This is a genomic window from Streptomyces sp. NPDC051310, assembly GCF_044455245.1.
In the GTDB taxonomy this organism is placed as follows: Bacteria; Actinomycetota; Actinomycetes; order Streptomycetales; family Streptomycetaceae; genus Streptomyces.
This window is the reverse complement of record NZ_JBITEO010000002.1, coordinates 306,867-332,237: the sequence shown is the minus strand read 5'-3', so window position 1 is coordinate 332,237 and position 25,371 is coordinate 306,867. Positions and strand designations below refer to the sequence as shown.

Below are 25,371 nucleotides of genomic sequence, written 5' to 3'. Positions count from 1 at the left end.
CCATGACGACCCCGCTCCCCACCGCGCTCGCCCGCGCCCGCTCGCCCCGGGCCCCCGGCCCGGACATCCCGGCGGGCCACCAGGTCACGCCGTGGCCCGGCGAGCCCCGGCCCGTCCCGCCGCGCCTGGACCGGCTCCTGCGGCTGTCCCTCGCCGGCGGCCGGCTGCGCCCCGCCGCGTCCGCGGGCGCCCTCCACCCGGTCAACGCCCACCTGCTCCTCGGCCCGGACCACCCGCTGCCGCCCGGCCGGTACGCCTACGACCCCGTGCGCCACCGCCTGCGCCTGCGCGCCGCCGCGCCCGCCGGCGCCCCGCCGGGAGCGGTCGCCGTCCTGACCGTCACGGCACGGCGCACCGTGTCGCACTACGGCCACCGGGCCTGGCCGCTGCTGCTCCTCGACACCGGCCACGCGGCCGCGGCGCTCGCCCTCGCGGGGGCGCCGGAGTGGTGCCCGGACGCCGAGCCCGCGCTCCTCGCCGCGGCCGCGGGCCTCCCGGCCGACTGGCGCGGCGCCGAACCCGAACACGCCCTCGCCGCCGTACGCCTGACACCCGGTCCGCCCGACGTGCTGGAACGCTGGTCGGCGTACGCCCCGGCACCGCCGCCCGCCCCCACGCCCCACCGGCCGCCGGACGTCCTCGTCGAAGCCTGGCGGCTCCTCGGCGCCCTGCCCGGCACCGCCACCGCCTGGCGGCCGACCGCGGCACCCGCCGTGACCGACGCCGTGCTGCGCGCCCGCCGCAGCGGCGAGCCGCCGCTGCGCGGCACACCGCGACCGGCCGCCCTGCACACGGTCCTGGCGGCGGCACGCCGGACGGCACCACTGCCCTGGGAGGTGCTGACCACCCCCGCCGCCCTCGCGCCGCTCGCGGCCCGGGCCGCCGGACAGGGCTGGCTGGCGGACGCGGGCGCCCTGCTGCTCGCGCACGGCTGCCCCGATGACGCACCGCCCGCCCTGATCCGCCACGCCCATGTGCGCGCCGGGTACGCGGTGGGCCTGGCGCAGGCCGTCGCCACCGGACTCGGGCTGGCCTCGCGGCCCGTCGGCTCCTGGCAGCACGGCCCCGGCGGTCCGCCGCACCCCGTCCACGCCCTCGCACTGGGCCTCCGTACCCGCGCCACCCCCCGCACAGAAGGGACCGACCGGCCATGATGCTCCACCCGGAGCTGCTGCGCGCTGCCAGGGCCGCGCGCCGCCCCCTCCTCGGAGCCACCGCTCTGCTCGGTGCCGTGGCCGTCACGCACCTCGCGCAGGCCGTGCTCCTCGCCCTCGCGCTGGCCCGCACCGCCCGCGGCGACACCTCCGGGCTGCCGGCCCTGCTGGCCGGCGTCCTCGCGGCCGTCGCCGTCCGCGCCGTACTGAGCCGGCGTCAGCGCGCGCTCGCCGTCCGCGCCGGGGCGCGGGTCCGGACCGGCCTGCGCGACACGCTGCTCGAACGCCTCGGCGCCCTCGGGCCGGCCCGCTCCGCGGACAGCCGCGCCGGAGCGGTCCGTGCCACGCTCGTCGACGGCGTCGAGGGTGTGGACGCCTACGTCTCCCGCTACCTCCCGCAGTTGCTGATCACCTGTGCGCTGCCGCCGCTCCTCCTCGCGGCCGTCGCCCTCGTCGAGCCCCGCGCCCTGCTCGCCCTCGCCCCCGCACTCCTGCTGGCGCTCCTCGCCCCCCGCTGGTGGGACGCGCTGCTGGCCCGGCGCGGCCAGGAGCACTGGGGCTCGTACGAGGCACTCGCGGCCGACTACCTGGAGGCGCTCCAGGGCATGCCGGCGCTGCGGGCCGCCGGGGCGGTCGCGCGCACCCGTGCCCGCCTGGAGGCGCGTTCGGCGGCCCTGCACCGCGCCACCGTCGCCAAGCTGCGCGTGTCGCTCGTCGACACCGGCATCACCGACCTCGCCGTCCAGGGCGGCACGGTCGCCGCCGCGCTGGTCGCGTGCGCGTCGGCGGCGTCCGGCCGGACCGCGGCGACCGGCACCTACCTGCTCCTGATGCTGGCGTCGGAGTGCTTCCGCCCGGTCCGCGACCTGTCGCGCGAGTGGCACGCGGGCTACCTCGGCGTCTCGGCCGCCGACGGCATCGCCGCCCTGCGCACGGCACGGTCCGCGGTACGCGACGACGGCACCGCGCCGATGCCGGCCCGCTCCCCGGAGATCCGCTTCGAGGACGTGCACTTCACCTATCCGGGCGCGGCCCGGCCCGCCCTGCGCGGGGTGACGTTCACCGCCGCGGCGGGCCGTACGACCGCCGTCGTCGGCCCGTCCGGCGCCGGCAAGTCGACCCTCCTCGCTCTCCTGCTGCGCCAGTGGGACCCGGACGGCGGGCGCATCACCCTCGACGGCACGGACCACGGCCGCTTCGCCCTCGCCGCCCTGCGGCGCGGCATCGCGGTCGTGTCCCAGGAGACGTACCTCTTCCACGCCCCCGTCGCCGACAACCTCCGTCTCGCCCGCCCCGGGGCGACCGACGAGGAACTGCACGCCGCCGCGCGCGCCGCCGGCGTCCACGACGAGATCCTGCGGCTGCCCGACGGCTACGCCACCGAGGTCGGCGAGCGCGGCGCCACCCTCTCCGGCGGGCAGCGCCAGCGCCTCGCCCTCGCCCGCGCGCTCCTCGCGGACGCGCCCGTCCTCGTCCTGGACGAGGCGACGAGCGCGGTCGACGAGCGGCGCGAGGCCCGCATCGGCCGCGAACTGCTCCGGGCCGCCCGCGGCCGCACCTGCCTGGTCGTCGCCCACCGCCTGGCCTCGGTACGGGAAGCCGACCGGATCGTGGTCCTGGACGACGGCCGGGTCGAGGCCGCCGGCACGCACACGGGCCTGCTCGCCCGCAGCGCCCTGTACGCGCGGCTGGTCGCCGCCGGGCACCCCCACGAGGAGGCAGCATGACCACCCCCCCGGACACCACCCCGTCGCCCGGCCACGCGGACGCCGGCCCGGAGCGCGGTGCCCTGCGCGCCCTGCTGCCGGTGCTCGGCGCCCACCGGGCCATGACCGCACGGACCTTCGCGGCGGCCCTCGCCGACCAGGCCGCGCTGGTCGCGCTGGTGACGCTCGCCGCCCACACCGTCGGCACCGCGGTCCTGTCGGAGACCGCCCCGGGCACCGCCACCGTCACGGCGCTCGTCGCCCTCGTCCTGCTGCGCTCGCTGGCGACGTGGCGGGAGATGGACCTGTCGCACGACCTGGCCTACCGCGTGCTGGCCGAGCTGCGGGTACGGGTCTTCGACGGGCTGGCCCGCAGCGCGCCCGCCCGTATCGCCGGGCGCCGCAGCGGCGACCTCGCGGCGGCGGCGCTGGCGGACGTGGAGGCCCTGGAGTTCTTCTACGCCCACGCGGTCGCGCAACTCCTCGCCTCGGCCGTCGTCCTCGCCGGCGGTACGGCGGTCCTGGCGGTGGTCGACCCCTGGCTGACGGTCCCCGTGGTCCTCGCCGCCGGACTGCTGCTCCTCGCGCCGCTGCTGGACGGCCGGGGGCGGGCGGTGCGCGGCGCCCGTACGCGCCGGGCCGCCGCAGAGCTGTCGGCCGAGGCGGTCGAGACCGTCGACGGACTGCGGGAACTGCTGGCGTCCGGAGCGCTGGAGCGGCGCCGCGCCCGGCTGCGGGAGCACGGCGAGCGGCTGGGCGAGGCGCAACGGGCCGAGCACGCCTGGGAGGCGGGCGCGGCGGCGGTGCGCGACCTGTTCGTGGTGGCGGCGGTCGTGGGGGTGGTGGCGGTCGCCGCGGCCGCCACCACGTCCGGCGGCGTGTGGACGCCCGCCGCGATGGCCCTGGCGCTCGGTGTCCTCGCGCCGGTCGCGGACGCGGCCGCGGCGCTGGGCCAGGCGGGCGGACTGCGCGCGGCCGCGTCGCGCGTCGGCGCGGCGATCCGGGCCCGGGCGGGCGCGCCCGCGCCCGCCTCGCCCCGTCCGGCACCGGCCGGGCCGCTGGGCGTGCGGATGCGGGGCGTGCGCTTCGACTACGGCGGCGCGCCGGTGCTCGACGGCCTGGACCTGACGGTCCGCGCCGGTGAGACGCTCGCCCTGGTGGGCGCCTCGGGCTCCGGCAAGTCGACGTGCGCGCACCTGCTGGCCCGCTTCTGGGACCCGGTGCAGGGCGCGGTCGAACTGGTCGGGGCGTACGGCACTCCCGTCGACGTGCGCGACCTGGCGGAGGAGGAGCTGCGCCGCACCGTCGCGGTCGTCGGCCAGGACACGCCGCTCTTCCACGGCACGCTCGCCGACAACCTGCGCCTGGGCCGCCCGGACGCGACCGACGAGGAACTGCGCGACGCCGCCCGTGTCTGCGGCGTCGACCGGATCGCCGAGGCGCTGCCGGACGGCTACGACACGGTGGTGGGGGAGCGCGGCGCGACCCTGTCGGGCGGCCAGCGCTCCCGGGTCGCCCTGGCCCGCGCGCTCCTGACGGATCCGCGGATCCTGGTCCTCGACGAGACGACGGCCCACCTGGACACGGCGGGGGACGCCGAGCTGTCGGCGGCGCTGGCGGCCGCGTCGCGGGGCCGTACGACGGTGGTGATCGCCCACCGCCCGGCGACGGTGCGCAGGGCGGACCGGATCGCGGTCCTGGAGGACGGCCGGATCGCGCAGACCGGCACGTGGGAGGAACTGGCGGCCGCGGAGGGAGCTTTCGCCCGGGTGCTCACACGGTGACTGAGTACATTTCCGGGGCGCGCGGAAGGAATTCCGTGCGCGGGCGGCCACCCTTTGCCGAGTAACGCGCTCCCCCTGACGGATCGGTTCCTCCGCTCGGAAGCTGCATGTAGAAACGTTTCCCCGTCGAGTGTGCCTGTTTTCGCCGAGCGGAACGCCTGCCTCCGCCAGGCAGCGCGCCACCCCGCAACGCGCCAGGTTCTCTCAATAATTCGCACAATACGAGAAACAGATGACCCTTGCGGAACGTCCCTGACCTGCGGCTACCTTCGATGCCAGGCCACCCGCCATTGCGGGGCGGGTGGTGAACCGATCAGAAGGAGCCGTCATGAAGAAGGCCTACGAAGCGCCGACGCTCGTCCGACGGGGCCCGTTCCGCAAGAAGACCGGTTTCCTGCAGTTCCGGGGCAACGACCGTTTCATCCTGAGCAAGAACTGACGGTCGACGGCGAACCTTCGGCCTCATGACCGAAACGCACGAAAGTGCGGGCCCGGGCCCCGGCGACGCGCATGTCGTGGTCCTTCCCGACCATGACACCGCGGCCGCCGTGGCCCGGTTCTTCGCCCGCCCCGGTACACGCACGCTGCCGCACCCCTCGGGACGCCCCTGGCTCGTCGGCCACTGGCACGACGACGAGATGGTCACCGCCCGGGCCGGCTCCGCGGCCCTCGCCGTCATCGGCTGCTGCCCCCTCGACGCGGACGGACTGCGCCGGCACGCCGCCCGGCTGCGGGACATCGCGCAACTGGACGCCCTGGCCCGTACGCTCCCCGGCAGCTTCCACCTGATGGCCGCGCTCGACGGGCGGCTGCGGGTGCAAGGCACCGCGTCCGGCCTGCGGCTGGTCTTCCACGCCCGGATCGACGGCGTGCACGTGGCCGCCACCCGCGCCGACGTGCTCGCCGCGGCGCTGGGCCGCGACCCCGACGTGGAACAGGTCGCCGTCCGGCTGCTCTGGCCGGTCCCCCATCCGCTCGGCGAGGAACCGATGTGGCGCGGCGTCACCGCCGTGTCCCCGCAGGACGCCCTCGTCGTCGCCCCGGACGGGCGCACCGTACGCCACTCCCGCTGGTGGACGCCCCCGCAACCGACCCGGACGCTCGCGGCCGGCGCACCACGGGTCCGGGAGGCCCTCACCGAAGCCGTGGAAGCCCGCACCGGGCAGGGCGGCGTGGTCAGTTGCGACCTGTCCGGCGGCCTCGACTCCACCACCATCTGCTTCCTCGCCGACCGCTCACCCGCCCGGGTGGTCGCGAACACCTGGCCCGGACGCGACCCCGCCGACAGCGACCTGCACTGGGCCAAGCAGGCCGCCGGATTCCTGCCCGACGTCGAGCACCTGGTGTGGGACGCCCACGCCTCACCCCTCGTCTACACCGACCTGCTCTCCATCGACGACCTGCTCGACGAACCCACCATCGGCGTCATGGACCGCGCGCGGGTCCTGCACCACCTGCCCGCCATGGCCGAGCGGGGCAGCCGGGTCCACCTGACCGGCATCGGCGGCGACCACGTCGCCTGGTGCTCCGAGGCCTACTACCACGGACTCGCGCGCCGGCGGCCGCTGTTCGCGCTGCGGCAGCTGCGCGGCTTCCGGGCCCTGTGGCAGTGGCCGCTCGGCGGCACCCTGCGCGCCCTGGCCGACTCCCGTACCTACCCGGCCTGGCTCGGCGACGCGAGCCGCCGGCTGTCGGACCCGCTGCCCGACTCGGTGAGCACCGGTCTCGGCTGGGGCGTACCACCACGCCTCTTCGACTGGGTGACGCCCGAGGCGGCCCGCCTGGCGCGGCAGGCCCTGCGCGAGGCCGTCGGCCGTGCGGCCCCGCACCACCCGGACCGCGGCCTGCACATCGACCTGGACCAGATCCGCTCCTGCACGCGGATCATCCGGCAGTGGGACCGGATGGCGTCCCGGGCGGGCGTCCCGATGGCCTCGCCGTTCCTCGACGACCGCGTCATCGAGGCCTGCCTCGCGGTCCGCCCCGACGAGCGGGTCACCCCCTGGGCGTACAAGCCGCTCCTGACCGCCGCCATGCGCGGGATCGTCCCCGACGGCTGCCTGCGCCGCACCGACAAGGCCGCCGCCGCGATGGACGCCGCCGACGGGCTGCGCGAGCACCGCGCCGACCTGCAGGCGCTGTGGCAGGACTCGCACCTCGAACGGCTCGGCCTGGTGGACGGCGAGGCACTGCGCCGCCTCGCCCAGCGGCCGGCCACGCCCGGGCTCGGCGACGCCATCCTCTACTCGACGATCGCCTGCGAGGTATGGCTCCGCGGCCTCGCGCTCCGGGCGGCCTGCGCAACCGAAGGGAACTCACCATGGCACTGCGCTTCGGCGCCGACGTCTCCACCGCCGAAACCGGATACGGCACCGTCCTCCTGGACCAGCGCAGCGGGGAGTACTGGGAGCTCAACCCCGCCGGGACCCTGATCGTCCGCGTCCTGATGGCGGGCGGCGACGAAGCGGCCGCCGCCGACGCGCTGGTCGGGGAGTACGACATCGACCGGGCCCGGGCCGAGGAGGACGTCGCCGCCCTCGTGGCGGACCTGCGCACCTCGGGGCTGGCCGCATGACCACACCGAGCGCCCTGGACATCCCCACCGGTGTGCCCTTCATCCGCCGGCTGGCCGCCCGGCTGGTCCTGGGCCCCGCCCTCCTGCTGTCGGCGCTGCCGCCGCACCGCATCCGCGCGGTCCTGGAGCGCGTCCGGCGCGGCGCCCCGCCCGCCACCGCCGCGCAGGCCCGGGCCGCCCGCGACGCCCTGTGCGCGGTGAGCCTGCGCTGCGCCGGGCCGCGCGGCTGCCTGCCCCGCTCCCTGGGCGCCGCGCTGCTGTGCCGGCTGTCGGGCACCTGGGCCACCTGGTGCACGGGCCCGAGTGCCGTCCCTCCCTTCAACGCCCACGCCTGGATCGAGGCGGAAGGACGCCCCGTGGGCGAGGCCATGCCCGACGACTACTTCGTACGGCTGCTCGTGGTCGGGCCGGCGGAGCCGAGCCGCCCGCCGCGCCGGTGACCGGCGCCGGGCGGAGGGGCACGCGGTCGCCGGCGCCCGCGGCAGGCGCCCCGGAGGCCGAGCGCACCCGGCAGGCGGCAGGCGCCCCCGAAACGGAGCGCGCCCGGGAGGCGGAGGGGGCCCCCGACGTGCCCGCCGACGGCGCCGCCGGACCGGCGGCGGGCCCCGTGGAGCCGGGCGTGGAGGGGTCCACCCGGGCCGCGGTCGTCACCCTGTACCGGCTCACCGCCGGACACCGGGTGTCCATGGCGCTCGCCGCGGCCCTCACGCTGGCCGGCTCGGCGCTGGGCCTCGCCCAGCCGCTCGTCGCCCGGCTGGTCGTGGACGCCGGCGGGCGCGGCGGACCGGCCTTCTGGGTGCCGCTGTCGCTGCTGGGGGTGCTGTTCCTGGCGGAAGCGGTGACCGGCGCGGTGGGCCGGTTCGTCCTGGAGCGGATGGGCGAGGGCGTCGTACGGCAGCTGCGCCACGGCCTGGTGGCACGGCTGCTGCGGCTGGAGATGCGCGAGTACGACCGCCACCGCGGCGGGGACCTGATCGCCCGGGTGACCGCGGACACCACCCTGCTGCGCGAGGTCGTCTCGCAGGCCCTGGTCGACGTGGTGACCGGGGCGCTGGTGGCCGCCGGGGCGGTCGTGCTGATGCTGTGGCTGGACCCCCTGCTGCTCCTGCTCGTCGCGGTGACGGTGGCCCTCGCCTCCGCGGTCGTCGCCTCGCTGCTGCGGGGCATCCGCGCCGCCTCGACGCGCATGCAGAACGCGGTCGGCGCGATCGCCGCGGACCTGGAGCGGGCGCTCGGCGCCCTGCCGATGGTGCGCGTGCACCGGGCCGAGGAGCGCGAGGCACGGCGCATCGGCGAGCGGGTGGACACCGCGTACGACGCGGGCGTACGGACCGCGAAGCTGGCGTCCGTGATGAGCCCGGCCGTCGAACTCGCCGTGCAGGGCTCCTTCCTCGTCGTCCTGGTCATCGGCGGCCTGCGGGTGAACGCCAGCTCCCACTCGCTCGGCGACCTCGTCGCGTTCCTGCTGTACGCGTCGTACCTGGCGCTCCCGCTCGCGTCGGTGTTCCGGGCGATCGGGCTCATCCAGCGGGGGATGGGCGCCCACCAGCGCATCGCCGAGGCGATGGCCCTGCCCGCCGAGCCGGCGGAACCGGCCGCGGCGCCCCGGTGCACGGCGGCACCGCGCACACCGCCGCTGCCGGCGGCGGAGGAGCCGCGAGCGCCGGTCCTCGCCCTGCGGGACGTCCGGTTCGGGTACGACCCCGGCCGGCCGGTGCTGCGCGGTGTCACCCTCACCGTCCCGCACCGCCGGCAGGTCGCCCTGGTGGGCCGGTCCGGCGCGGGCAAGAGCACCGTCTTCGCGCTGACCGCCCGGTTCTACGAACCCGACGCCGGAACGCTGCTGTTCGACGGGCGGCCCGCCGGCGAGCTGACCCGCGCCGAGTGCCGCGCCCGGATCGCCGTCGTCGACCAGGACGCGCACGTCGTCCACGGCACGCTGCGCGACAACATCACCTACGCGGTGCCCGACGCCTCCGACGCCGAGGTGCGGCGCGTGGTCGAACTGGCCCGTCTGGAGGACGTCGTACGGCGGCTGCCCGGCGGCCTGTCCGGGATGCTCGGCGACCGCGGCGGCACCCTGTCGGGCGGCGAGCGCCAGCGGATCGCGCTGGCCCGCGCCCTGCTGGCCCGGCCGTCGCTGCTGCTGCTCGACGAACCCACGTCGCACCTGGACGCCCTGAACGAGGCAGCGCTGACCACCGTCATGCGCGACGTGGCGCGGGAGTGCGCGCTGCTCGTGATCGCGCACCGGCTCTCCACGGTCCAGCACGCCGACCGGATCGTCGTGCTGGACGAGGGCCGCGCGGTGGCCTGCGGGGACCACGAGGAGCTGCTGGCGAGCAGCCCCGCCTACCGCCGCCTCGCGGCGGCCCAGATGCTGCGGACGGCGGACGGGGGCGCGCCGGGCACCACCGCTAGGACGCCCAGTGCGCCGGCCGGGTGAGCCGGGCGGGGACCGTCGTGCGGGCGTCGCCCCGCGCCGCGTCGAGCTGCGGCTGCGTGAGGAACAGGGCACCGGTGAGGTCGGCGCCCGCGAGTTGCGCGTCGCGCAGGTCCGCGCCGAGGAGGTCGGCCCGGCGCAGATCGGCGCCGGTCAGATCGGCCGCGATGAGGTAGGCGCCGCGCAGGGACGCGCCGCGCAGGTCGGCGCCGGTGAGGCGGGCGCCCATGAGGTCGGCGCCGCGGCGGTTCTTCTTCCGGCCCGTCGCGCCCGGGATGCCCGCGCGCGCCAGCTCGCCCGCCCGCTGCAGCAGGTCGCCGACGACCCGGCGGCGGGCGTCCAGGTCCAGGGCGTCCAGTTCGCCGGGGGAGAGGAGCGTCAGTTCCTCGGTCTCCGCCAGGACGCGGCGCAGCTCCCCGTGCAGGGGCCGCGCCGGCTCCAGGGCCAGCGCCTCCGTGAGGTACGCGAGCAGCTCGTGCAGCTGCCGTACGACGCGGAAGGCGGCGAACATGGGCCGCGCGGTGCCCGGGTTCCGGCGCCAGTCCCGGCCGCCGAAGGTGACCTGGGAGACCTTCTGCCCCGCTCCGAAGCAGTCGTACACCGTGCAGCCGGTGAAGCCCCGGTCCCGCAGCCGTGTGTGGATGCCGCAGCGGAAGTCGGCGGCCAGGTTCGGGCAGGGCGTGCCGGCGGGCTTGTCGACGGCGAAGTCCGCCGAGGCGGCGAAGGGCAGCGCCACGCAGCACAGGCCGAAGCAGTTGGCGCAGTCGCCGCGCAGGGCTCCCGGGGCGTCCTCTTGTCCGGACATCACGTGTGGGGTATCGCTTTCGATCGGTCGAAGTGACAAAGAATCAGGACATGCGGAGGGCGAGGAAGAAGTCGAGCTTGTCCTCCAGGCGGGACAGGTCACGCCCCGTCAGCTGCTCGATGCGGCCCACCCGGTAGCGCAGGGTGTTCACGTGCAGGTGCAGCCGGGTGGCGCACCGCGTCCACGAACCGTCGGAGTCCAGGAACGCCTCCAGGGTAGGGATGAGCTCCGCGCGGTGGCGCCGGTCGTAGTCCCGCAGCGGGTCCAGCAGCCGGGCGGTGAACGCGCGCCGCACGTCGTCCGGCACGAACGGCAGCAGCAGGACGTGCGAGGCCAGTTCGTGGTGGCCCGCCGCGCACACCCGGCCCGGCCGCGCCGCCGCCACGCGCCGGGCGTGGCGCGCCTCCTCCAGCGCGCCGCGCAGCCCCTCGGCCGAGTGCACGGCGGCGCTCACGCCCAGCGTCAGGCGCCCGTCGTCCGCGAGTCCGGCCGACAGCGGCTCCCGCACGGTGGCGAGCAGCACGTCGGCGTGCAGCCCCGGACCGCCGGTGTCCGGCGTCCCCTCGCCCTCCTCGTCGGCGGCGCCGTCCGCGCCCGGCACCACCGGCAGCGGCACCAGGGCGATCGCCTCGTCCCCGGTGTGGGCGACCGCGATCCGGTCGGCCGGGTCGGGGCCGGAGGCCGCCGGGTCGACGAGGATCTCCTCCAGCAGCGACTGGGCGACCTGCCCGGGCTCGGCCCCCGGGCCCTTGCCCGCGGCGCCCTCCTCGTCCCAGTCGACGCGCGCCACCACGACCTGCCAGTGCGGCGCCGTCCCGAGCCCGGGCAGCAGCACCGGCGCGGCCACCCGCAGGCGCGCCGCGATCTCGGCGGGCGCGGCGCCCGTCTGGACCAGCTCCAGGACCTCCTGGGCGAGCCGCCGCCGCACGGTGCGCGCGGCGTCCCGCCGGTCGCGCTCGACGGCGATCAGCTGGGTGACGCCCTGCAGCAGATCGAGGCGGGCGGCCGGCCAGTCGCCGGCGTCGGCCTCCACGGCCAGCAGCCAGTCCGACAGGACGGTCTCGCGCACGTCCCGCGCGGCCGGTGCGGCGCCGCGCCCGGTGTTACGGATCGGGAAGAGCGAGTACGTCGTGTGGCGCACCTGCGCGCGGTGCGGGCCGCGCCGGCCGGTGCGGGTCGCGGCGAGGTGTTCACCCGCCAGGGTGGCGGCGACCTCGGCGGGCAGCGGGGCGCCCGCGCCGGCGATCTGCCGTCCGGTCGGCGAGAGCACCCAGGCACGGAGGTCCAGGTCGGAGCCGAGGAGGTCCAGGACGACCTCGGGGCCGCCGCCCGCGGGGCCGGAGGTCATGAGCCTTCTGTGGCGATCCACAACAGCCGCGAGGTCGCCGGCCCGCTCGCCCGACACCTGTCGAACGACATGCTCAGTAATCGTTGCGAACGCAACGGATTCGTTCACTGCGAACAAGGGGAGCCGGTGGCGCAAACAAGCCTGGACCAAGTCGTCCGGGATGGCGCCCAGCTCCGCCTCGCCGGCCGCCAGGCCCGCCACCCCGGCCGAGGCGAGGATCCGCACGAAGGGCTCGGAATCGGCCGAGTCCCGCCGCCAGGCCAGGCCGGTGAGCACCAGCTCGCCGCCGGACAGGTACCGGCTGGGGTCCCGTAGGTCCGTCGTCATCACGCCGCGGACCGTGCGGTCGAGCTCGTCCTCGCCGCCGAGCAGCCGCAGCCCCAGCGCGTCGGTCTCCAGCAGTGCGCGCAGCCGCATCTCGTCGCCGCCGATCTTCCTCGTGGGTGTCTGGTTAGGGCCGGTGACCCGTGGCCACCGTTTCCGGGGGGAAACGGAGAGGTTACTGATCCTCGCCTTTCGTTCGAATCTACAAGACGAGGAGGGCGACCAGCCAACTCCTTCATGTTTTCGGTGACTGCACCGGGTGGAGCACCGCTGGGTGTACTTGGCCCACGACGCGTCAACAGCACGTGAACATGAAGACGAGAACGTGGGCCCGGCCGTCCCCCGTGCCCCAGCGAACGAACGATCACGCAGATCACGGACCACGTCGATCACTCGGATCACGTACCACCGGATCACGTAGAAGAGAGCCACTCATGGACTTCCTTCGCCCCGCAAGCTGGGAGGAGGCGCTCGCCGCCAAGGCCGAGCACCCGACGGCCGTGCCCATCGCGGGTGGCACCGACGTCATGGTCGAGATCAACTTCGACCACCGGCGTCCCGAGTACCTGCTCGACCTCAACCGCATCGAACTCCTGAACGAGTTCGAGGTCGGCGAGGAGAACGTACGGCTCGGCGCTTCGGTGCCGTACACGCGGATCATGGAGAACCTGCGGGCGGAGCTCCCGGGCCTGGCGCTGGCGTCCCACACCGTCGCCTCGCCCCAGATCCGCAACCGCGGTGGCGTCGGCGGCAACCTGGGCACCGCCTCCCCGGCCGGTGACGCCCACCCGGCCCTGCTGGCCGCCGGTGCCGAGGTGGAGGTGGAGTCGGTGCGCGGCTCCCGCTTCATCCCGATCGACGAGTTCTACACCGGCGTGAAGCGCAACGCGCTCGCCGCGGACGAACTCATCAAGACCGTCCACATCAAGAAGGCGGACGGCCCGCAGCAGTACTCCAAGGTGGGTACCCGTAACGCCATGGTCATCGCGGTCTGCGCGTTCGGCCTGGCCCTCCACCCGGAGACCCGGACCGTCCGCACCGGCATCGGCTCCGCCGCCCCGACCCCCGTACGGGCGAAGGCGGCCGAGGAGTTCCTGAACGCCGCGCTGGAGGAGGGCGGCTTCTGGGACAGCGGCAAGATCATCACTCCCTCGATCGCCAAGCAGTTCGCGGAGCTCGCCTCCGCCTCCTGCAACCCGATCGACGACGTACGAGGCACCGCCAAGTACCGCCGTCACGCGGTCGGCATCATGGCCCGCCGCACGCTCGGCTGGACCTGGGAGCAGTACCGCGGCACCGGCCGCACCCTTGAAGGAGCTGCATAACCATGCGCGTCAATTTCACGGTCAACGGACGTCCGCAGGAAGCCGACGACGTCTGGGAGGGCGAGTCCCTCCTGTACGTCCTGCGTGAGCGCCTGGGCCTGCCCGGCTCCAAGAACGCCTGCGAGCAGGGCGAGTGCGGCTCCTGCACGGTCCGCCTGGACGGCGTCCCGGTCTGCTCCTGCCTCGTCGCCGCCGGCCAGGTCGAGGGCCGCGAGGTCGTCACCGTCGAGGGCCTCGCCGACTACGCCCGGCAGCGTGCCGAGCACGGCGGCGCGTGCGGCACCGGCGCCTGCGGCTCCTCCGACGGCAAGCCCGGCACCTCCCTCCAGGACGCGCAGGGCTGGTCCGCCCGCCCGGCCGACGGGATCAGCGACTCCCGGACCGGCGAGGGCGCCGAGCTCTCCCCGATCCAGCAGGCGTTCATCGACGCCGGCGCCGTGCAGTGCGGCTTCTGCACCCCCGGCCTCCTGGTCGCCGCCGACGAGATGCTCGAGCGCAACCCGTCCCCGACCGACGAGGACATCCGCGAGGCGCTCTCCGGAAACCTCTGCCGCTGCACCGGTTACGAGAAGATCCTCGACGCGGTCCGCCTGGCGGCCGCGCGTCAGGGAGAGGCAGTCTGATGGCTCAGCACACCCGGGTCGCGTCCGCCCCGGCGGGCACCCCCACCAAGGTCACCCAGGGATCCCGGACCAAGGGCGGCATCGGCGAGTCCACGCTCCGCCCCGACGGCACCCTCAAGGTCACCGGCGAGTTCGCCTACTCCTCGGACATGTGGCACGAGGACATGCTGTGGGGCCAGATCCTGCGCTCCACCGTCGCGCACGCCGAGATCGTCTCCATCGACACCTCCGAGGCCCTCGCCCAGGCCGGCGTCCACGCCGTCCTCACCTACGAGGACCTGCCCACCGAGGTGAAGAACTACGGCCTGGAGATCCAGGACACCCCGGTCCTCGCCCACGGCCGGGTACGCCACCACGGCGAGCCCGTCGCCCTGGTCGCCGCCGACCACCCCGAGACCGCCCGCCGCGCCGCCGCCAAGATCAAGGTCGAGTACAGGGAGCTGCCCGTCGTCACCGACGAGGCCTCCGCGACCGCCCCCGGCGCGCCGCTGCTCCACCCGGGCCGCGACGACCACCACGCCGGTCACGTACCGCACCCGAACATCGTGCACCGCCAGCCGATCATCCGCGGCAACGCCGACGAGGCCGCGAAGAAGGCCGACGTCATCGTCTCCGGCGAGTACGTCTTCGGCATGCAGGACCAGGCCTTCCTCGGCCCCGAGTCCGGCCTCGCCGTGCCCGCCGAGGACGGCGGCGTCGACCTGTACGTCGCCACCCAGTGGCTGCACTCCGACCTCCGCCAGATCGCCCCGGTGCTCGGCCTGCCCGAGGAGAAGGTCCGCATGACGCTCTCCGGCGTCGGCGGTGCCTTCGGCGGCCGCGAGGACCTGTCGATGCAGATCCACGCCTGCCTGCTGGCGCTGCGCACCGGCAAGCCGGTCAAGATCGTCTACAACCGGTTCGAGTCCTTCTTCGGCCATGTGCACCGCCACCCGGCGAAGCTCTGGTACGAGCACGGCGCCACCAAGGACGGCAGGATCACGCACATGAAGTGCCGGATCGTGCTGGACGGCGGCGCCTACGCCTCCGCCTCCCCGGCCGTCGTCGGCAACGCCTCCTCGCTCGCCGCCGGCCCGTACGTCATCGACAACGTCGACATCGAGGCCGTCGCGCTCTACACCAACAACCCGCCCTGCGGCGCCATGCGCGGCTTCGGCGCGGTCCAGGCGTGCTTCGCGTACGAGGCCCAGATGGACAAGCTCGCGGCGAAGCTGGGCATGGACCCGGTGGAGTTCCGGCAGCTCAACGCCATGGAGCAGGGCACCCTGATGCCGACCGGCCAGCCGGTCGACTCGCCCGCCCCGGTCGCCGAGCTGCTGCGCCGCGTCAAGGCGCGTCCGCTGCCGCCGGAGCGCCAGTGGGAGACCACCGAGGGCGCCGACGTCCGCGCACTGCCCGGCGGACTGTCCAACACCACGCACGGCGAGGGCGTCGTCCGCGGCGTCGGCTACGCCGTCGGCATCAAGAACGTCGGCTTCTCCGAGGGCTTCGACGACTACTCCACCGCCAAGGTGCGCATGGAGGTCATCAACGGTGAGGCGGTCGCCACCGTCCACACCGCGATGGCGGAGGTCGGCCAGGGCGGCATCACCGTCCACGCCCAGATCGCCCGCACCGAGCTGGGCGTCACCCAGGTGACCATCCACCCGGCGGACACGCAGGTCGGCTCGGCCGGCTCCACCTCCGCCTCCCGCCAGACGTACGTCACCGGCGGCGCGGTGAAGAACTCCTGCGAGCTCGTCCGGGAGAAGGTCCTGGAGCTCGGCCGCCGCAAGTTCGGCACGTACCACCCCGCCTGGGCCACCGCCGAGCTGCTGCTCGAGGGCGGCAAGGTCGTCACCGACGGCGGCGAGATCCTCGCCGACCTCGTGGACGTGCTGGAGGGCGAGACCGTCGAGATCGAGGCCGAATGGCGCCACCGCCCGACCGAGGCGTTCGACCTGCGGACCGGACAGGGCAACGGCCACGTCCAGTACTCCTTCGCCGCGCACCGCGCGGTGGTGGAGGTCGACACCGAGCTGGGCCTGGTCAAGGTCATCGAACTGGCCTGCGCCCAGGACGTCGGCAAGGCCCTCAACCCGCTGTCCGTCATCGGCCAGATCCAGGGCGGCACCACCCAGGGCCTCGGCGTGGCGGTCATGGAGGAGATCATCGTCGACCCGAAGACGGCGAAGGTGCGCAACCCCTCCTTCACCGACTACCTGATCCCCACCATCCTCGACACCCCGACCATCCCGGTCGACGTGCTCGAACTCGCCGACGACCACGCGCCCTACGGTCTGCGCGGCATCGGGGAGGCCCCGACCCTGTCGTCCACCCCGGCCGTCCTCGCGGCGATCCGGAACGCGACGGGCCTGGAGCTGAACAAGACGCCGGTACGCCCCGAGCACCTCACCGGCACCCTCTGAGCCCTCCGGGCGGTGCGCGCCTCACAGGAACGTCACACTTCCGCGCCCGCACCGCCCGGAGCAACCGCACCGCTCGCGGTTCCCCCACGCACACCCCCACATCCCCGCCCCCACACCGCGTCACCGAACCACCCCCGCAGCAACCCCGTTCGTCTCGGGCCGTCCCCCGGGTCGTGCAGCCAACGCACCATCCCAAATCCCGCATCTTGTGCCGCAGTGCACGCGGGTGCCCCTTTGAACCTTGGGAGTAGGCACCATGACCCAGTCGTCAGTGGAGCCGAAGACCGTCGCCGAAGACGCGGGACCCGGGTCCCGCGTCCCCGCCGGACGGTCTTGGCTCGACCGGTACTTTCACATAACCCACAGAGGATCCACGGTCGCGCGTGAGGTGCGCGGCGGCATCACCACCTTCATGGCGATGGCCTACATCCTCCTGCTCAACCCCCTGCTGCTCGGCGGTGAGGACTCGCTCGGCGACAAGCTGAGCCAGCCCGCGCTGATCACCGCGACCGCCCTGGCAGCAGCGGTCACCACTCTGGCGATGGGATTCATCGGCAAGGTTCCGCTCGCCCTGGCGGCGGGCCTGAGTGTCGCGGGCGTCATCTCCACCCAGGTCGCCCCGGAAATGACCTGGCCGCAGGCCATGGGCATGTGCGTGATCTACGGCGCGGTGATCTGCCTGCTGGTGGTCACCGGTGTCCGCGAGGTCATCATGAACGCCATCCCGCTGGCGCTGAAGCACGGCATCACGATGGGCATCGGCCTGTTCATCGCGATGATCGGCTTCGTCAACGCCGGCTTCGTCGGCAAGGGCGAGGGCGGCGGCCCCGTCACCCTCGGGGTCGGCGGCTCCCTGACCGGCTGGCCGGTCGCGCTGTTCGCCTTCACCCTCCTGCTGATCTTCATGCTCCAGGCCCGCCGGGTCCCCGGGGCCATCCTCCTCGGCATCGTGGTCGGCACCGTCATCTCCGTCGTCGCCACCGCGACCGGCCTCATCGGCGAGGACGAGTGGGGCGGCAAGGCGCCGGTCCTGCACGGCAGCCCGGTCTCCATGCCGGACTTCTCGCTCCTCGGCCAGGTCGACTTCGGCGGCTGGGAGAAGCTCGGGTACGCCACCGTCAGCATGATCGTCTTCACCCTGGTGCTGGCCGGTTTCTTCGACGCCATGGCGACGATCATCGCCGTCGGCCAGGAGGCCAAGCTCGCCGACTCCCAGGGCCGCATGCCGGGCCTCAGCAAGGCGCTGTTCATCGACGGCGCGGGCGGGGTCATCGGCGGCGGCACCGGCGCCTCCGGCCAGACCGTCTTCATCGAATCCGCGACCGGCGTCGGCGAGGGGGCCCGTACGGGCCTGGCGGCCTCGGTCACCGGCCTCTTCTTCGCCGCGTGTCTGTTCTTCACCCCGCTCACCCAGCTGGTTCCCGGCCAGGTCGCCTCCGCCGCCCTGGTCGTGATCGGCGCGATGATGCTGCAGAACGCCCGGCACGTGGACTGGACCGACTGGTCCGTCGCCGTCCCGGTGTTCCTCACGGTCGTGCTGATGCCGTTCACGTACACCATCACCACGGGTGTCGGCGCCGGTGTCATCGCGTTCTGCGCCATCAAGGCCGCACAGGGCAAGTGGCGCGAGCCCAGCGTCCTGATGTGGGTGCTGTCGGCGGTGTTCATCTTCTACTTCGCCACGGGTACCGGTCACTGACGCGGGCCCTTCCACACCTGAAGCTTCTCGAAGGAGGCCGACATGCTGGACATCGCCGAGGAACTCACCCGGTGGGTCGAGCAGGGACGCGACTTCGCCGTCGCCACCGTGGTGGCGGTCGGCGGCAGCGCACCCCGGCAGCCGGGCGCCGCGCTCGCCGTCGACAGCGAGGGCACCGTGATCGGCTCGGTCTCCGGCGGATGTGTGGAGGGCGCCGTCTACGACCTGTGCCGGCAGGCGCTCCAGGACGGCCAACCCGTCCTGGAGCGCTTCGGATACAGCGACGAGGACGCCTTCGCGGTCGGTCTGACCTGCGGCGGCATCATCGACATCCTCGTCACCCCGGTCCGCGGCGGGGTCTGCCCCGCCGCCCTGCGGGCCGCCGCCGGAGGGGAGGCGGCGGCCCTCGCCAGGATCGTCGAGGGGCCCGCCGGCCTGCTCGGCAACGCCCTCCTGGTCCACCCCGGCGGAGCGTACGAAGGCAGCCTCGGCGGCCACCCCGCCCTGGACCGCACGGCGGCGGCCGAGGCCCGCGCCCTGCTCGACGCCGGACGCACCGGCACGGTCGCCATCGGCGAGGACGGCTCGCGCTGCGGGCAGCCGCTGACCCTGCTGGTCGAGTGCAGCGTCCCCGCCCCCCGCATGATCGTCTTCGGTGCCATCGACTTCGCCGCCGCGCTGGTACGGGCCGGCAAGTTCCTCGGCTACCACGTCACCGTCTGCGACGCCCGCCCCGTCTTCGCGACCCCCGCCCGCTTCCCCGAGGCGGACGAGGTCGTCGTCGAATGGCCCCACGAGTACCTCGCGCGAACCCGCGTGGACGGCCGCACCGTGCTGTGCGTCCTCACCCACGACGCCAAGTTCGACGTGCCGCTGCTCGAACGGGCCCTGAAGCTTCCCGTCGCGTACGTCGGCGCGATGGGCTCCCGCCGCACCCACGAGGACCGCAACAAGCGGCTGCGCGACGTCGGCGTCACCGAACTGGAGCTCGCCCGCCTGCACTCCCCGATCGGCCTCGACCTCGGCGCCCGTACGCCGGAGGAGACGGCCCTGTCGATCGCCGCGGAGATCGTCGCCGACCGGCGCGGCGGCAGCGGCGTCTCCCTCACCGGGGCCCACACCCCCATCCACCACGACGGCCCGGACGCCCCGGCCGGCCGCATCGGCTCCGTCGCCTGACCGCCCGCCCGGCCGCAGGCGCCCGTCGGCCCCGCCGCGGCACGCACCGGCGGGCGGTGGGCCGCGCGTCCGGGTTCAAGCCGGATGCGACCGGGAACTCGCCAGATCCCGGTGAGGGGCGGCGCGCCGCCCGCACCGGCAGGGATGATGGACGCCCCGCGCGGTCCCGCCGGATGCGATGGAAGGTGGTTTCCGTTGCGCACTGTCGGAGTGGAAGAGGAACTCCTGCTGGTGGATCCGCGGAGCGGAGAGCCCCGCGCCCTGTCCACGGCCGTGCTGGCCCGCGCCGCCAGGGAGAGCCGCGACGGCCGCGGACACGCCTTCCAGAAGGAGCTCCAGGGACAGCAGCTGGAGTTCGCCACGCACCCGCAGTCCGGCATGGGCGAGCTGGGCGCCGAGATCGAGCGCTGGCGCGCGGAGGCGGCCAGGCACGCGGCCGGCGCCGGTGGCGCCGTCGTGGCGCTCGCCACCTCGCCGCTGCCCGCCGGCCCCGCCTTCAGCGAGGGCAAGCGCTACCGCTGGATCCAGGAGCACTACGGCCTCACCGCCCAGGAGCAGCTCACCTGCGGCTGTCACGTCCACGTGTCGGTGGAGTCCGGCGAGGAGGGCGTGGCCGTCCTGGACCGCATCCGGCCCTGGCTGTCCGTGCTGCTCGCGCTCAGCGCCAACTCGCCCTTCTGGCAAGGTCACGACAGCGGCTACAGCAGTTACCGCAACCGCGTCTGGGGCCGGTGGCCGTCGACCGGCCCGGTCGAGCTCTTCGGCTCCGCCGACCACTACCACCAGCTCGTCGGGGAGCTCATCGGCACCGGCGTGCTCCAGGACGAAGGCATGGTGTACTTCGACGCCCGGCTGTCGCGCAGGTACCCGACCGTCGAGGTCCGGGCCGCCGACGTCTGCCTGGAGGCGTCCACCACCGTCCTGATCGCCACCCTCACCCGCGGCCTGGTCGACACCGCCGCCCGCGAGTGGCGCGAGGGGACACCCCCCGCACGGCACGCCATCGGCCTGCTGCGCGCCGCCTCATGGCGGGCCAGCCGCTCCGGCCTCGACGGCGAACTGCTGCACCCCGTGACCATGCGGCCCGTCCCCGCGGAGCGGGCCGTGTACACGCTCCTGTCGCACGTCGAGGACGCCCTGGAGGAGAACGGCGACCTCCCCTACGCCCGCAAGGGCATCGCCGAGCTCCTCAGCCACGGCAACGGCGCCCGCGTCCAGCGCCGGCTGCTGCACCGCACCGGGAGCCTGCGCGGCGTCGTCGCCGAGTGCGTGCGCCGCACCCAGTGGGGTGCGTGACACATCACTCCGCGCCCGCGCATGATCGGCGGCCGAGGGGGCAGGCGGCCCGGGCCGGGCGCCGTCCCGGCGCGCCGACCGTCCCCGTCCGAGGAGACCCGCAGATGAGCACGCGCCCCGCCGGTTCCGGCTCCCCGATATACGACCAGCTCGTCGAGGAGCACGGAGACGTCCTCAACGAGGCGAGAAAGCTCGCCGACCTCACGCACCGGCAGGCGGACCGGATGCTGCGCTGGGACACCGCCCGCTCCGGATGGGACCCGGAGGTCTCCTGACGTCCCGGGACGGCACGCAGGGACCGGCGTCCCGCAATGCCGGGATGTGTGACTTGATCCAGGCTGGATACGCGATCAGGCGTACAGCACGGCACACCGGCCGGACGAGACGCACACGGGAGCCACGCCATGGGAACCGAGAACTCGATGGGTGACGAGGTCTACCAGCCCGTCGCCGAGGACCGGGAGGACACGGGCATCCTCGACCCCGAGGACACCCTGTCCGACCGCGAGGCCGATCCGTACGACGAGGGCTGGTCCCCGCCCGAGCGTCCGCTGGCCGTCGACCACACCGGCACCACGGCCCGCGAGCAGAACGAGCGCGAAAGCCTCGACCAGCGGCTCAGCGAGGAGATGCCCGACCCCGCGCTGGAGACCGAGGACCCGGACAACCTCTCCAACGGCATCGGCGACCTGCCCGGCGGGGACGGCGAGCCCCTCGACGACCAGGTCGGCCGCGACCGCTCCGGACGCCTCGTCGCGCCCGACGAAGGCGCCCACGAGGACAGCGAGAAGGACGCCGTCGCCTTCGACGTCGGCATCGCCGGCGCCGCGGCCTCCGCCGAGGAAGCCGCCATGCACACCGTCCCCGACGAGGGCGACGAGGCCCTCTGATGGGCGCCGAGCAGCCGGCGGCACCCCACGGGCACCCGCCCGCCCCCACCCACTCGCGCATCACGCTCACGGTCAACGGCACCCCGCACACCCTCGCCGTCGACCACCGCGCCACGCTCCTCGACGTGCTGCGCGAGCGCCTCGGCCTGACCGGCGCCAAGAAGGGCTGCGACCACGGCCAGTGCGGGGCGTGCACCGTCCTCGTCGACGGCCGGCGCGCCAACGGCTGCCTGCTGCTCGCCGTCGCCCAGGACGGCGCCGGCATCACCACCGTGGAGGGGCTGGCCGGCGACCCCGACGACGGCGACGCGCTGCACCCGCTCCAGCGGGCCTTCCTGGACCGGGACGCCTTCCAGTGCGGCTACTGCACCCCCGGCCAGCTCTGCTCGGCCGCCGGCGTCCTCGACGAGGCCGCGGCCGGGCACCCCTCGTACGCGACCGACCCCGCCGCACCTCCCGCGCAGGGCCCCGTGCGGCTGACGCCGGACGAGATCCGCGAGCGGCTGAGCGGCAACCTGTGCCGCTGCGGCGCGTACCCCAACATCGTCGCCGCCGTCGAGGACGTGTCGCGCGCGCGGTGACGCAGGACGTGACCCGCCGAGGAGGCGTGATCCGGTGAAGCCCTACGCGTACGTACGCGCCGCCAGCATCGACGAGGCGACCGCCGCCCACGCCGGCCGCCCCGGCGCCCGCTACCTCGCCGGCGGGACCAACCTCGTCGACCTGATGAAACACGGGGTCGAGACGCCCGACACGCTCGTGGACGTCAGCCGGCTCCCGCTCGACACCGTCGAGGAGCTCCCCGACGGCGGGCTGCGCGTCGGGGCCACGGTGCGCAACAGCGACCTGGCCGCCCACCCGCTGGTACGGGCCCGCCACCCCGCCCTGTCGCAGGCACTGCTCGCCGGGGCGTCCGGGCAGCTGCGCAACATCGCCACCACCGGCGGCAACCTGCTCCAGCGCACCCGGTGCCCCTACTTCCAGGACACCTCCAAGCCCTGCAACAAGCGCGAGCCCGGCACCGGCTGCGGCGCCCGCGAGGGCCACCACCGCGACCACGCCGTCCTCGGTCACTCGGCGCACTGCATCGCCACCCACCCCTCCGACATGGCCGTCGCCCTCGCCGCCCTCGACGCGACCGTCGAACTGCACGGCCCCGACGGCGGCCGCACCGTCCCGGCCGCCGCCTTCCACCGGCTGCCCGGCGACCACCCCGAGCAGGACACCGTCCTGCTCCCCGGCGAGCTCATCACCGCCGTCGTCCTCCCGGCCTCGACGGCCGGCCTGCCCTCCGCCTACCGCAAGGCCCGCGACCGCGCCTCCTACGCCTTCGCGCTCGCCTCCGTCGCCGCCGTCCTCGGTCTGGACGACCACGGGGCGGTACGCCACGTCGGGCTCGCCTTCGGGGGCCTCGCCCACCGGCCCTGGCGCGCGCGCCTCGCCGAGACCGCCCTGCTCGGCCACCCGCCGAACGCCGCGAACATCGCCCGCGCGGTCGACGCGGAGCTCGGCCAGGCGCAGCCCCTGCGGGACAACGCCTTCAAGGTGCCGCTCGCCCGCAACCTCGCCCGCCGTGTCCTCGCCGAGCTCGCCGGACAGGCCGCAGAGGCCCCGTCCGCCGACCGCCGACCCGACCTGGAGCCGTGATGCGCCCCACCGCGACCGCCGCCGCGCCCGCGCTCGGCGCCCCCGCCGAGCGCCTCGAAGGCCGCGACAAGGTCACCGGCACCGCCCGGTACGCCACCGAACTCGCCCACACCCCGCCCGACTGCGCCTACGCCTGGCCCGTCCCCGCCACCATCACCCGCGGCCGGGTCACCGCCGTCGACACCGGGGACGCCCTCGCCACCCCCGGCGCCCTCGCCGTGCTCACGCCCTGGACGGCACCGCGGCTCGCCGCACCCGACGACCCCGTCCTCGCCGTCCTCCAGGACGACGCCGTACCGCACCGCGGCTGGTACGTCGCCCTCGCCGTCGCCGAGACCCTGGAGGCGGCGCGGGCCACCGCGGCCGCCGTCCGCGTCGGCTACGCGACCGAGCCGCACGACGTGACCCTCACCCAGGACCACCCGGCCGCCTACACGCCGGACGAGGCCAACGGCGGCTTCCCCGCCCGCCGCGAGCGCGGCGACGTCGACGAGGCCTTCGCCGCCGCCCCGGTCGGGGTCGACGTCACCTACCGGATCCCGCCGCTGCACAACCACCCCATGGAGCCGCACGCCGCCTACGCCCGCTGGGACGGCACCGCCGGCGCCGACCACCTCACCGTCTACGACTCCAGCCAGGGCGCCGGCCCGGTCCGCTCCGTCCTCGCCCACATGTTCCGGCTCCCCGAGGACCGGGTCACCGTGGTCTCCGAGCACGTCGGCGGCGGCTTCGGCGCCAAGGGCACGCCCCGGCCGCACGTCGTCCTCGCCGCCATGGCCGCCCGCCACACCGGCCGCCCGGTGAAGCTGGCGCTGCCCCGCAAGGACCTGGCGACCGTCGTCGGCCACCGCGCCCCCACCATCCAGCGCGTCCGGCTCGCCGCCGAACGCGACGGCACCCTCACCGTCGTCGCCCACGAGGTCACCACCCAGACGTCCCGGATCAAGGAGTTCGTCGAACAGGCCGGGATCCCCAGCCGCGTCATGTACGCCTCGCCGCACAGCCTCTCCGACCACCGGGTCGTCCGCCTCGACGTGCCGAGCCCCTCCTGGATGCGGGCACCCGGTGAGGCGTCCGGCATGTACGCGCTGGAGTCGGCCATGGACGAGCTCGCCGGCACCCTCGGCACGGACCCGGTCGAGCTGCGCATACGCAACGAGCCCGCCACCGAACCGGACAGCGGCCTGCCCTTCTCCAGCCGCCACCTCGTCGAGTGCCTGCGCGAGGGCGCCCGGCGCTTCGGCTGGCACGACCGGGACCCGCGCCCCGCCGCCCGCCGCCCCGGATCCAAGGGGCAGGTCCTCACCGGCACCGGGGTCGCGGCCGCCACGTACCCGGTGCTGATCTCGCCGTCCACCGCCACGGCCACCGCCCTGCCCGACGGGAGCTGCGCCGTCGCCGTCAACGCCACCGACATCGGCACCGGCGCCCGCACCGTGCTCGCCCAGATCGCCGCCGACGCGCTCGGCGTCCCCCTCGACTCCGTACGCATCGGCATCGGCTCCACCCGGCGGCCGCGCGCACCGCTCGCCGGCGGCTCCTCGGGCACCGCCTCCTGGGGCTGGGCCGTCCACGAGGCGTGCACGCGCCTGGCACGGCGGCTCACGGACCACGAGGGCCCGCTGCCCGCCGGCGGACTGTCCGCCTCCGCCGACACCACCGAGGAGGCCGGGAACACCCCGCCGTTCGCCCGGCACGCCTTCGGCGCCCACTTCGCCGAGGTGCGGGTCGACACGGCCACCGGCGAGGTGCGGGTGACGCGCCTGCTCGGGGTGTACGCCGCCGGACGCATCCTCAACCCGCGCACCGCCCGGTCGCAGTTCATCGGCGGCATGACCATGGGGCTCGGCATGGCGCTGACCGAGCACTCCGCCGTGGACCCGGCCTTCGGGGACTTCGCCGAGCGCGACCTGGCCTCCTACCACGTGCCGGCCCACGCCGACGTGCCGGACATCGAGGCCCACTGGATCGAGGAGGAGGACACCCACCTCAACCCCATGGGCAGCAAGGGCATCGGCGAGATCGGCATCGTGGGCACGGCCGCCGCCATCGGCAACGCCGTCCACCACGCCACGGGCGTCCGCTTCCGCGAACTGCCGCTGACCCCCGACCGGGTGCTGCCCCTGCTGCTCCAGGGAGTGTCCGCGAAATAGCGCCGTCCGCCC

Annotated in this window: 20 protein-coding genes and 1 pseudogene; 19 read left to right on the top strand and 2 right to left on the bottom strand. The window is 75.1% G+C overall.

The window, feature by feature from the left end:
* Positions 1-2: 2 nt before the first annotated feature.
* The 8 genes and pseudogenes from ACIA79_RS04315 (at position 3) to ACIA79_RS04280 (ending at position 9,665) form a co-directional block, all read left to right on the top strand.
* The gene (locus tag ACIA79_RS04315) at positions 3-1,154 is read left to right on the top strand and encodes a hypothetical protein (RefSeq protein ID WP_399426618.1); all 1,152 of its coding nucleotides are present in this window, start codon (positions 3-5) and stop codon (positions 1,152-1,154) included.
* The gene (locus ACIA79_RS04310; protein WP_399426617.1) at positions 1,151-2,881 is read left to right on the top strand and encodes an ABC transporter ATP-binding protein/permease; all 1,731 of its coding nucleotides are present in this window, start codon (positions 1,151-1,153) and stop codon (positions 2,879-2,881) included. The genes ACIA79_RS04315 and ACIA79_RS04310 overlap by 4 nt, the downstream gene beginning before the upstream one ends.
* Positions 2,878-4,644 carry an ABC transporter ATP-binding protein gene (locus ACIA79_RS04305; RefSeq protein WP_399426616.1) on the top strand — a complete coding sequence of 589 codons (1,767 nt, stop codon included), beginning with the start codon at positions 2,878-2,880 and terminating at the stop codon, positions 4,642-4,644. Before ACIA79_RS04310 ends, ACIA79_RS04305 begins: the two co-directional genes overlap by 4 nt.
* A gap of 328 nt (positions 4,645-4,972) precedes the next feature.
* Positions 4,973-5,083, top strand: a complete 111-nt coding sequence (locus ACIA79_RS04300; RefSeq protein ID WP_399426615.1) for a keywimysin-related RiPP — start codon at positions 4,973-4,975, stop codon at positions 5,081-5,083.
* Positions 5,084-5,108: 25 nt separating this feature from the next.
* A pseudogene (locus ACIA79_RS04295) lies at positions 5,109-6,929 on the top strand (lasso peptide isopeptide bond-forming cyclase); the annotation flags it as partial.
* Positions 6,930-6,964: 35 nt separating this feature from the next.
* Entirely contained in the window at positions 6,965-7,219 is a 255-nt protein-coding gene (locus ACIA79_RS04290; protein ID WP_399426614.1) for a lasso peptide biosynthesis PqqD family chaperone, read from the top strand.
* A complete protein-coding gene (locus ACIA79_RS04285) occupies positions 7,216-7,659 on the top strand; it encodes a lasso peptide biosynthesis B2 protein (RefSeq protein ID WP_399426613.1) in 444 nt (147 codons plus the stop codon). Before ACIA79_RS04290 ends, ACIA79_RS04285 begins: the two co-directional genes overlap by 4 nt.
* A gap of 128 nt (positions 7,660-7,787) precedes the next feature.
* A complete protein-coding gene (locus ACIA79_RS04280; RefSeq protein ID WP_399426612.1) occupies positions 7,788-9,665 on the top strand; it encodes an ABC transporter ATP-binding protein in 1,878 nt (625 codons plus the stop codon).
* On the opposite strand, the gene ACIA79_RS04275 is transcribed toward ACIA79_RS04280, so the two are convergent.
* Together ACIA79_RS04275 and ACIA79_RS04270 are read right to left on the bottom strand one after the other, a co-directional pair.
* A complete protein-coding gene (locus tag ACIA79_RS04275; protein WP_399426611.1) occupies positions 9,637-10,467 on the bottom strand; it encodes a pentapeptide repeat-containing protein in 831 nt (276 codons plus the stop codon). The genes ACIA79_RS04280 and ACIA79_RS04275 overlap by 29 nt on opposite strands.
* 43 nt (positions 10,468-10,510) lie before the next feature.
* Positions 10,511-12,232: a PucR family transcriptional regulator gene (locus tag ACIA79_RS04270; protein WP_399426610.1), complete on the bottom strand. Its 1,722-nt coding sequence runs from the start codon at positions 12,230-12,232 to the stop codon at positions 10,511-10,513.
* 341 nt (positions 12,233-12,573) lie between these two features.
* Between ACIA79_RS04270 and ACIA79_RS04265 the strand changes: the two genes are divergently transcribed.
* From ACIA79_RS04265 to ACIA79_RS04215, 11 genes are all read left to right on the top strand, one after another.
* The gene (locus ACIA79_RS04265; protein ID WP_399426609.1) at positions 12,574-13,464 is read left to right on the top strand and encodes an FAD binding domain-containing protein; all 891 of its coding nucleotides are present in this window, start codon (positions 12,574-12,576) and stop codon (positions 13,462-13,464) included.
* Between the two features lie 2 nt (positions 13,465-13,466).
* Positions 13,467-14,087, top strand: a complete 621-nt coding sequence (locus ACIA79_RS04260) for a (2Fe-2S)-binding protein (protein WP_399426608.1) — start codon at positions 13,467-13,469, stop codon at positions 14,085-14,087.
* Positions 14,087-16,495 (top strand): xanthine dehydrogenase subunit D, encoded by a 2,409-nt coding sequence (pucD, locus tag ACIA79_RS04255; RefSeq protein WP_399426607.1) that lies wholly within the window; start codon positions 14,087-14,089, stop codon positions 16,493-16,495. The genes ACIA79_RS04260 and pucD overlap by 1 nt, the downstream gene beginning before the upstream one ends.
* A gap of 256 nt (positions 16,496-16,751) precedes the next feature.
* A complete protein-coding gene (locus ACIA79_RS04250; protein WP_399426606.1) occupies positions 16,752-18,194 on the top strand; it encodes an NCS2 family permease in 1,443 nt (480 codons plus the stop codon).
* A 42-nt stretch (positions 18,195-18,236) separates the two neighbouring features.
* The gene (locus ACIA79_RS04245; RefSeq protein WP_399426605.1) at positions 18,237-19,373 is read left to right on the top strand and encodes an XdhC family protein; all 1,137 of its coding nucleotides are present in this window, start codon (positions 18,237-18,239) and stop codon (positions 19,371-19,373) included.
* 195 nt (positions 19,374-19,568) lie between these two features.
* A complete protein-coding gene (locus tag ACIA79_RS04240) occupies positions 19,569-20,669 on the top strand; it encodes a glutamate--cysteine ligase (protein ID WP_399426604.1) in 1,101 nt (366 codons plus the stop codon).
* 104 nt (positions 20,670-20,773) lie between these two features.
* Complete coding sequence (locus ACIA79_RS04235) at positions 20,774-20,944, top strand: hypothetical protein (RefSeq protein WP_399426603.1); 171 nt, start codon at positions 20,774-20,776, stop codon at positions 20,942-20,944.
* Between the two features lie 129 nt (positions 20,945-21,073).
* Positions 21,074-21,559, top strand: coding sequence for a DUF5709 domain-containing protein (locus tag ACIA79_RS04230; RefSeq protein ID WP_399426602.1), 486 nt, complete (start codon positions 21,074-21,076; stop codon positions 21,557-21,559).
* Positions 21,559-22,140 carry a 2Fe-2S iron-sulfur cluster-binding protein gene (locus ACIA79_RS04225; protein ID WP_399426601.1) on the top strand — a complete coding sequence of 194 codons (582 nt, stop codon included), beginning with the start codon at positions 21,559-21,561 and terminating at the stop codon, positions 22,138-22,140. The genes ACIA79_RS04230 and ACIA79_RS04225 overlap by 1 nt, the downstream gene beginning before the upstream one ends.
* Before the next feature lie 34 nt (positions 22,141-22,174).
* Positions 22,175-23,206, top strand: a complete 1,032-nt coding sequence (locus tag ACIA79_RS04220) for an FAD binding domain-containing protein (protein WP_399426600.1) — start codon at positions 22,175-22,177, stop codon at positions 23,204-23,206.
* Positions 23,206-25,359 (top strand): xanthine dehydrogenase family protein molybdopterin-binding subunit, encoded by a 2,154-nt coding sequence (locus ACIA79_RS04215; protein WP_399426599.1) that lies wholly within the window; start codon positions 23,206-23,208, stop codon positions 25,357-25,359. Before ACIA79_RS04220 ends, ACIA79_RS04215 begins: the two co-directional genes overlap by 1 nt.
* The last annotated feature ends 12 nt before the right edge of the window (positions 25,360-25,371 follow it).

Bases quoted from the DNA above. Each gene is read 5' to 3' on its own strand.
- ACIA79_RS04315 (WP_399426618.1), top strand. From the start codon at position 3: ATGACGACCCCGCTCCCCACCGCGCTCGCCCGCGCCCGCTCGCCCCGG.
- ACIA79_RS04310 (WP_399426617.1), top strand. From the start codon at position 1,151: ATGATGCTCCACCCGGAGCTGCTGCGCGCTGCCAGGGCCGCGCGCCGC.
- ACIA79_RS04305 (WP_399426616.1), top strand. From the start codon at position 2,878: ATGACCACCCCCCCGGACACCACCCCGTCGCCCGGCCACGCGGACGCC.
- ACIA79_RS04300 (WP_399426615.1), top strand. From the start codon at position 4,973: ATGAAGAAGGCCTACGAAGCGCCGACGCTCGTCCGACGGGGCCCGTTC.
- ACIA79_RS04290 (WP_399426614.1), top strand. From the start codon at position 6,965: ATGGCACTGCGCTTCGGCGCCGACGTCTCCACCGCCGAAACCGGATAC.
- ACIA79_RS04285 (WP_399426613.1), top strand. From the start codon at position 7,216: ATGACCACACCGAGCGCCCTGGACATCCCCACCGGTGTGCCCTTCATC.
- ACIA79_RS04275 (WP_399426611.1), bottom strand. From the start codon at position 10,467: ATGTCCGGACAAGAGGACGCCCCGGGAGCCCTGCGCGGCGACTGCGCC.
- ACIA79_RS04270 (WP_399426610.1), bottom strand. From the start codon at position 12,232: ATGCGGCTGCGCGCACTGCTGGAGACCGACGCGCTGGGGCTGCGGCTG.
- ACIA79_RS04265 (WP_399426609.1), top strand. From the start codon at position 12,574: ATGGACTTCCTTCGCCCCGCAAGCTGGGAGGAGGCGCTCGCCGCCAAG.
- ACIA79_RS04260 (WP_399426608.1), top strand. From the start codon at position 13,467: ATGCGCGTCAATTTCACGGTCAACGGACGTCCGCAGGAAGCCGACGAC.
- pucD (WP_399426607.1), top strand. From the start codon at position 14,087: ATGGCTCAGCACACCCGGGTCGCGTCCGCCCCGGCGGGCACCCCCACC.
- ACIA79_RS04250 (WP_399426606.1), top strand. From the start codon at position 16,752: ATGACCCAGTCGTCAGTGGAGCCGAAGACCGTCGCCGAAGACGCGGGA.
- ACIA79_RS04245 (WP_399426605.1), top strand. From the start codon at position 18,237: ATGCTGGACATCGCCGAGGAACTCACCCGGTGGGTCGAGCAGGGACGC.
- ACIA79_RS04235 (WP_399426603.1), top strand. From the start codon at position 20,774: ATGAGCACGCGCCCCGCCGGTTCCGGCTCCCCGATATACGACCAGCTC.
- ACIA79_RS04230 (WP_399426602.1), top strand. From the start codon at position 21,074: ATGGGAACCGAGAACTCGATGGGTGACGAGGTCTACCAGCCCGTCGCC.
- ACIA79_RS04225 (WP_399426601.1), top strand. From the start codon at position 21,559: ATGGGCGCCGAGCAGCCGGCGGCACCCCACGGGCACCCGCCCGCCCCC.
- ACIA79_RS04215 (WP_399426599.1), top strand. From the start codon at position 23,206: ATGCGCCCCACCGCGACCGCCGCCGCGCCCGCGCTCGGCGCCCCCGCC.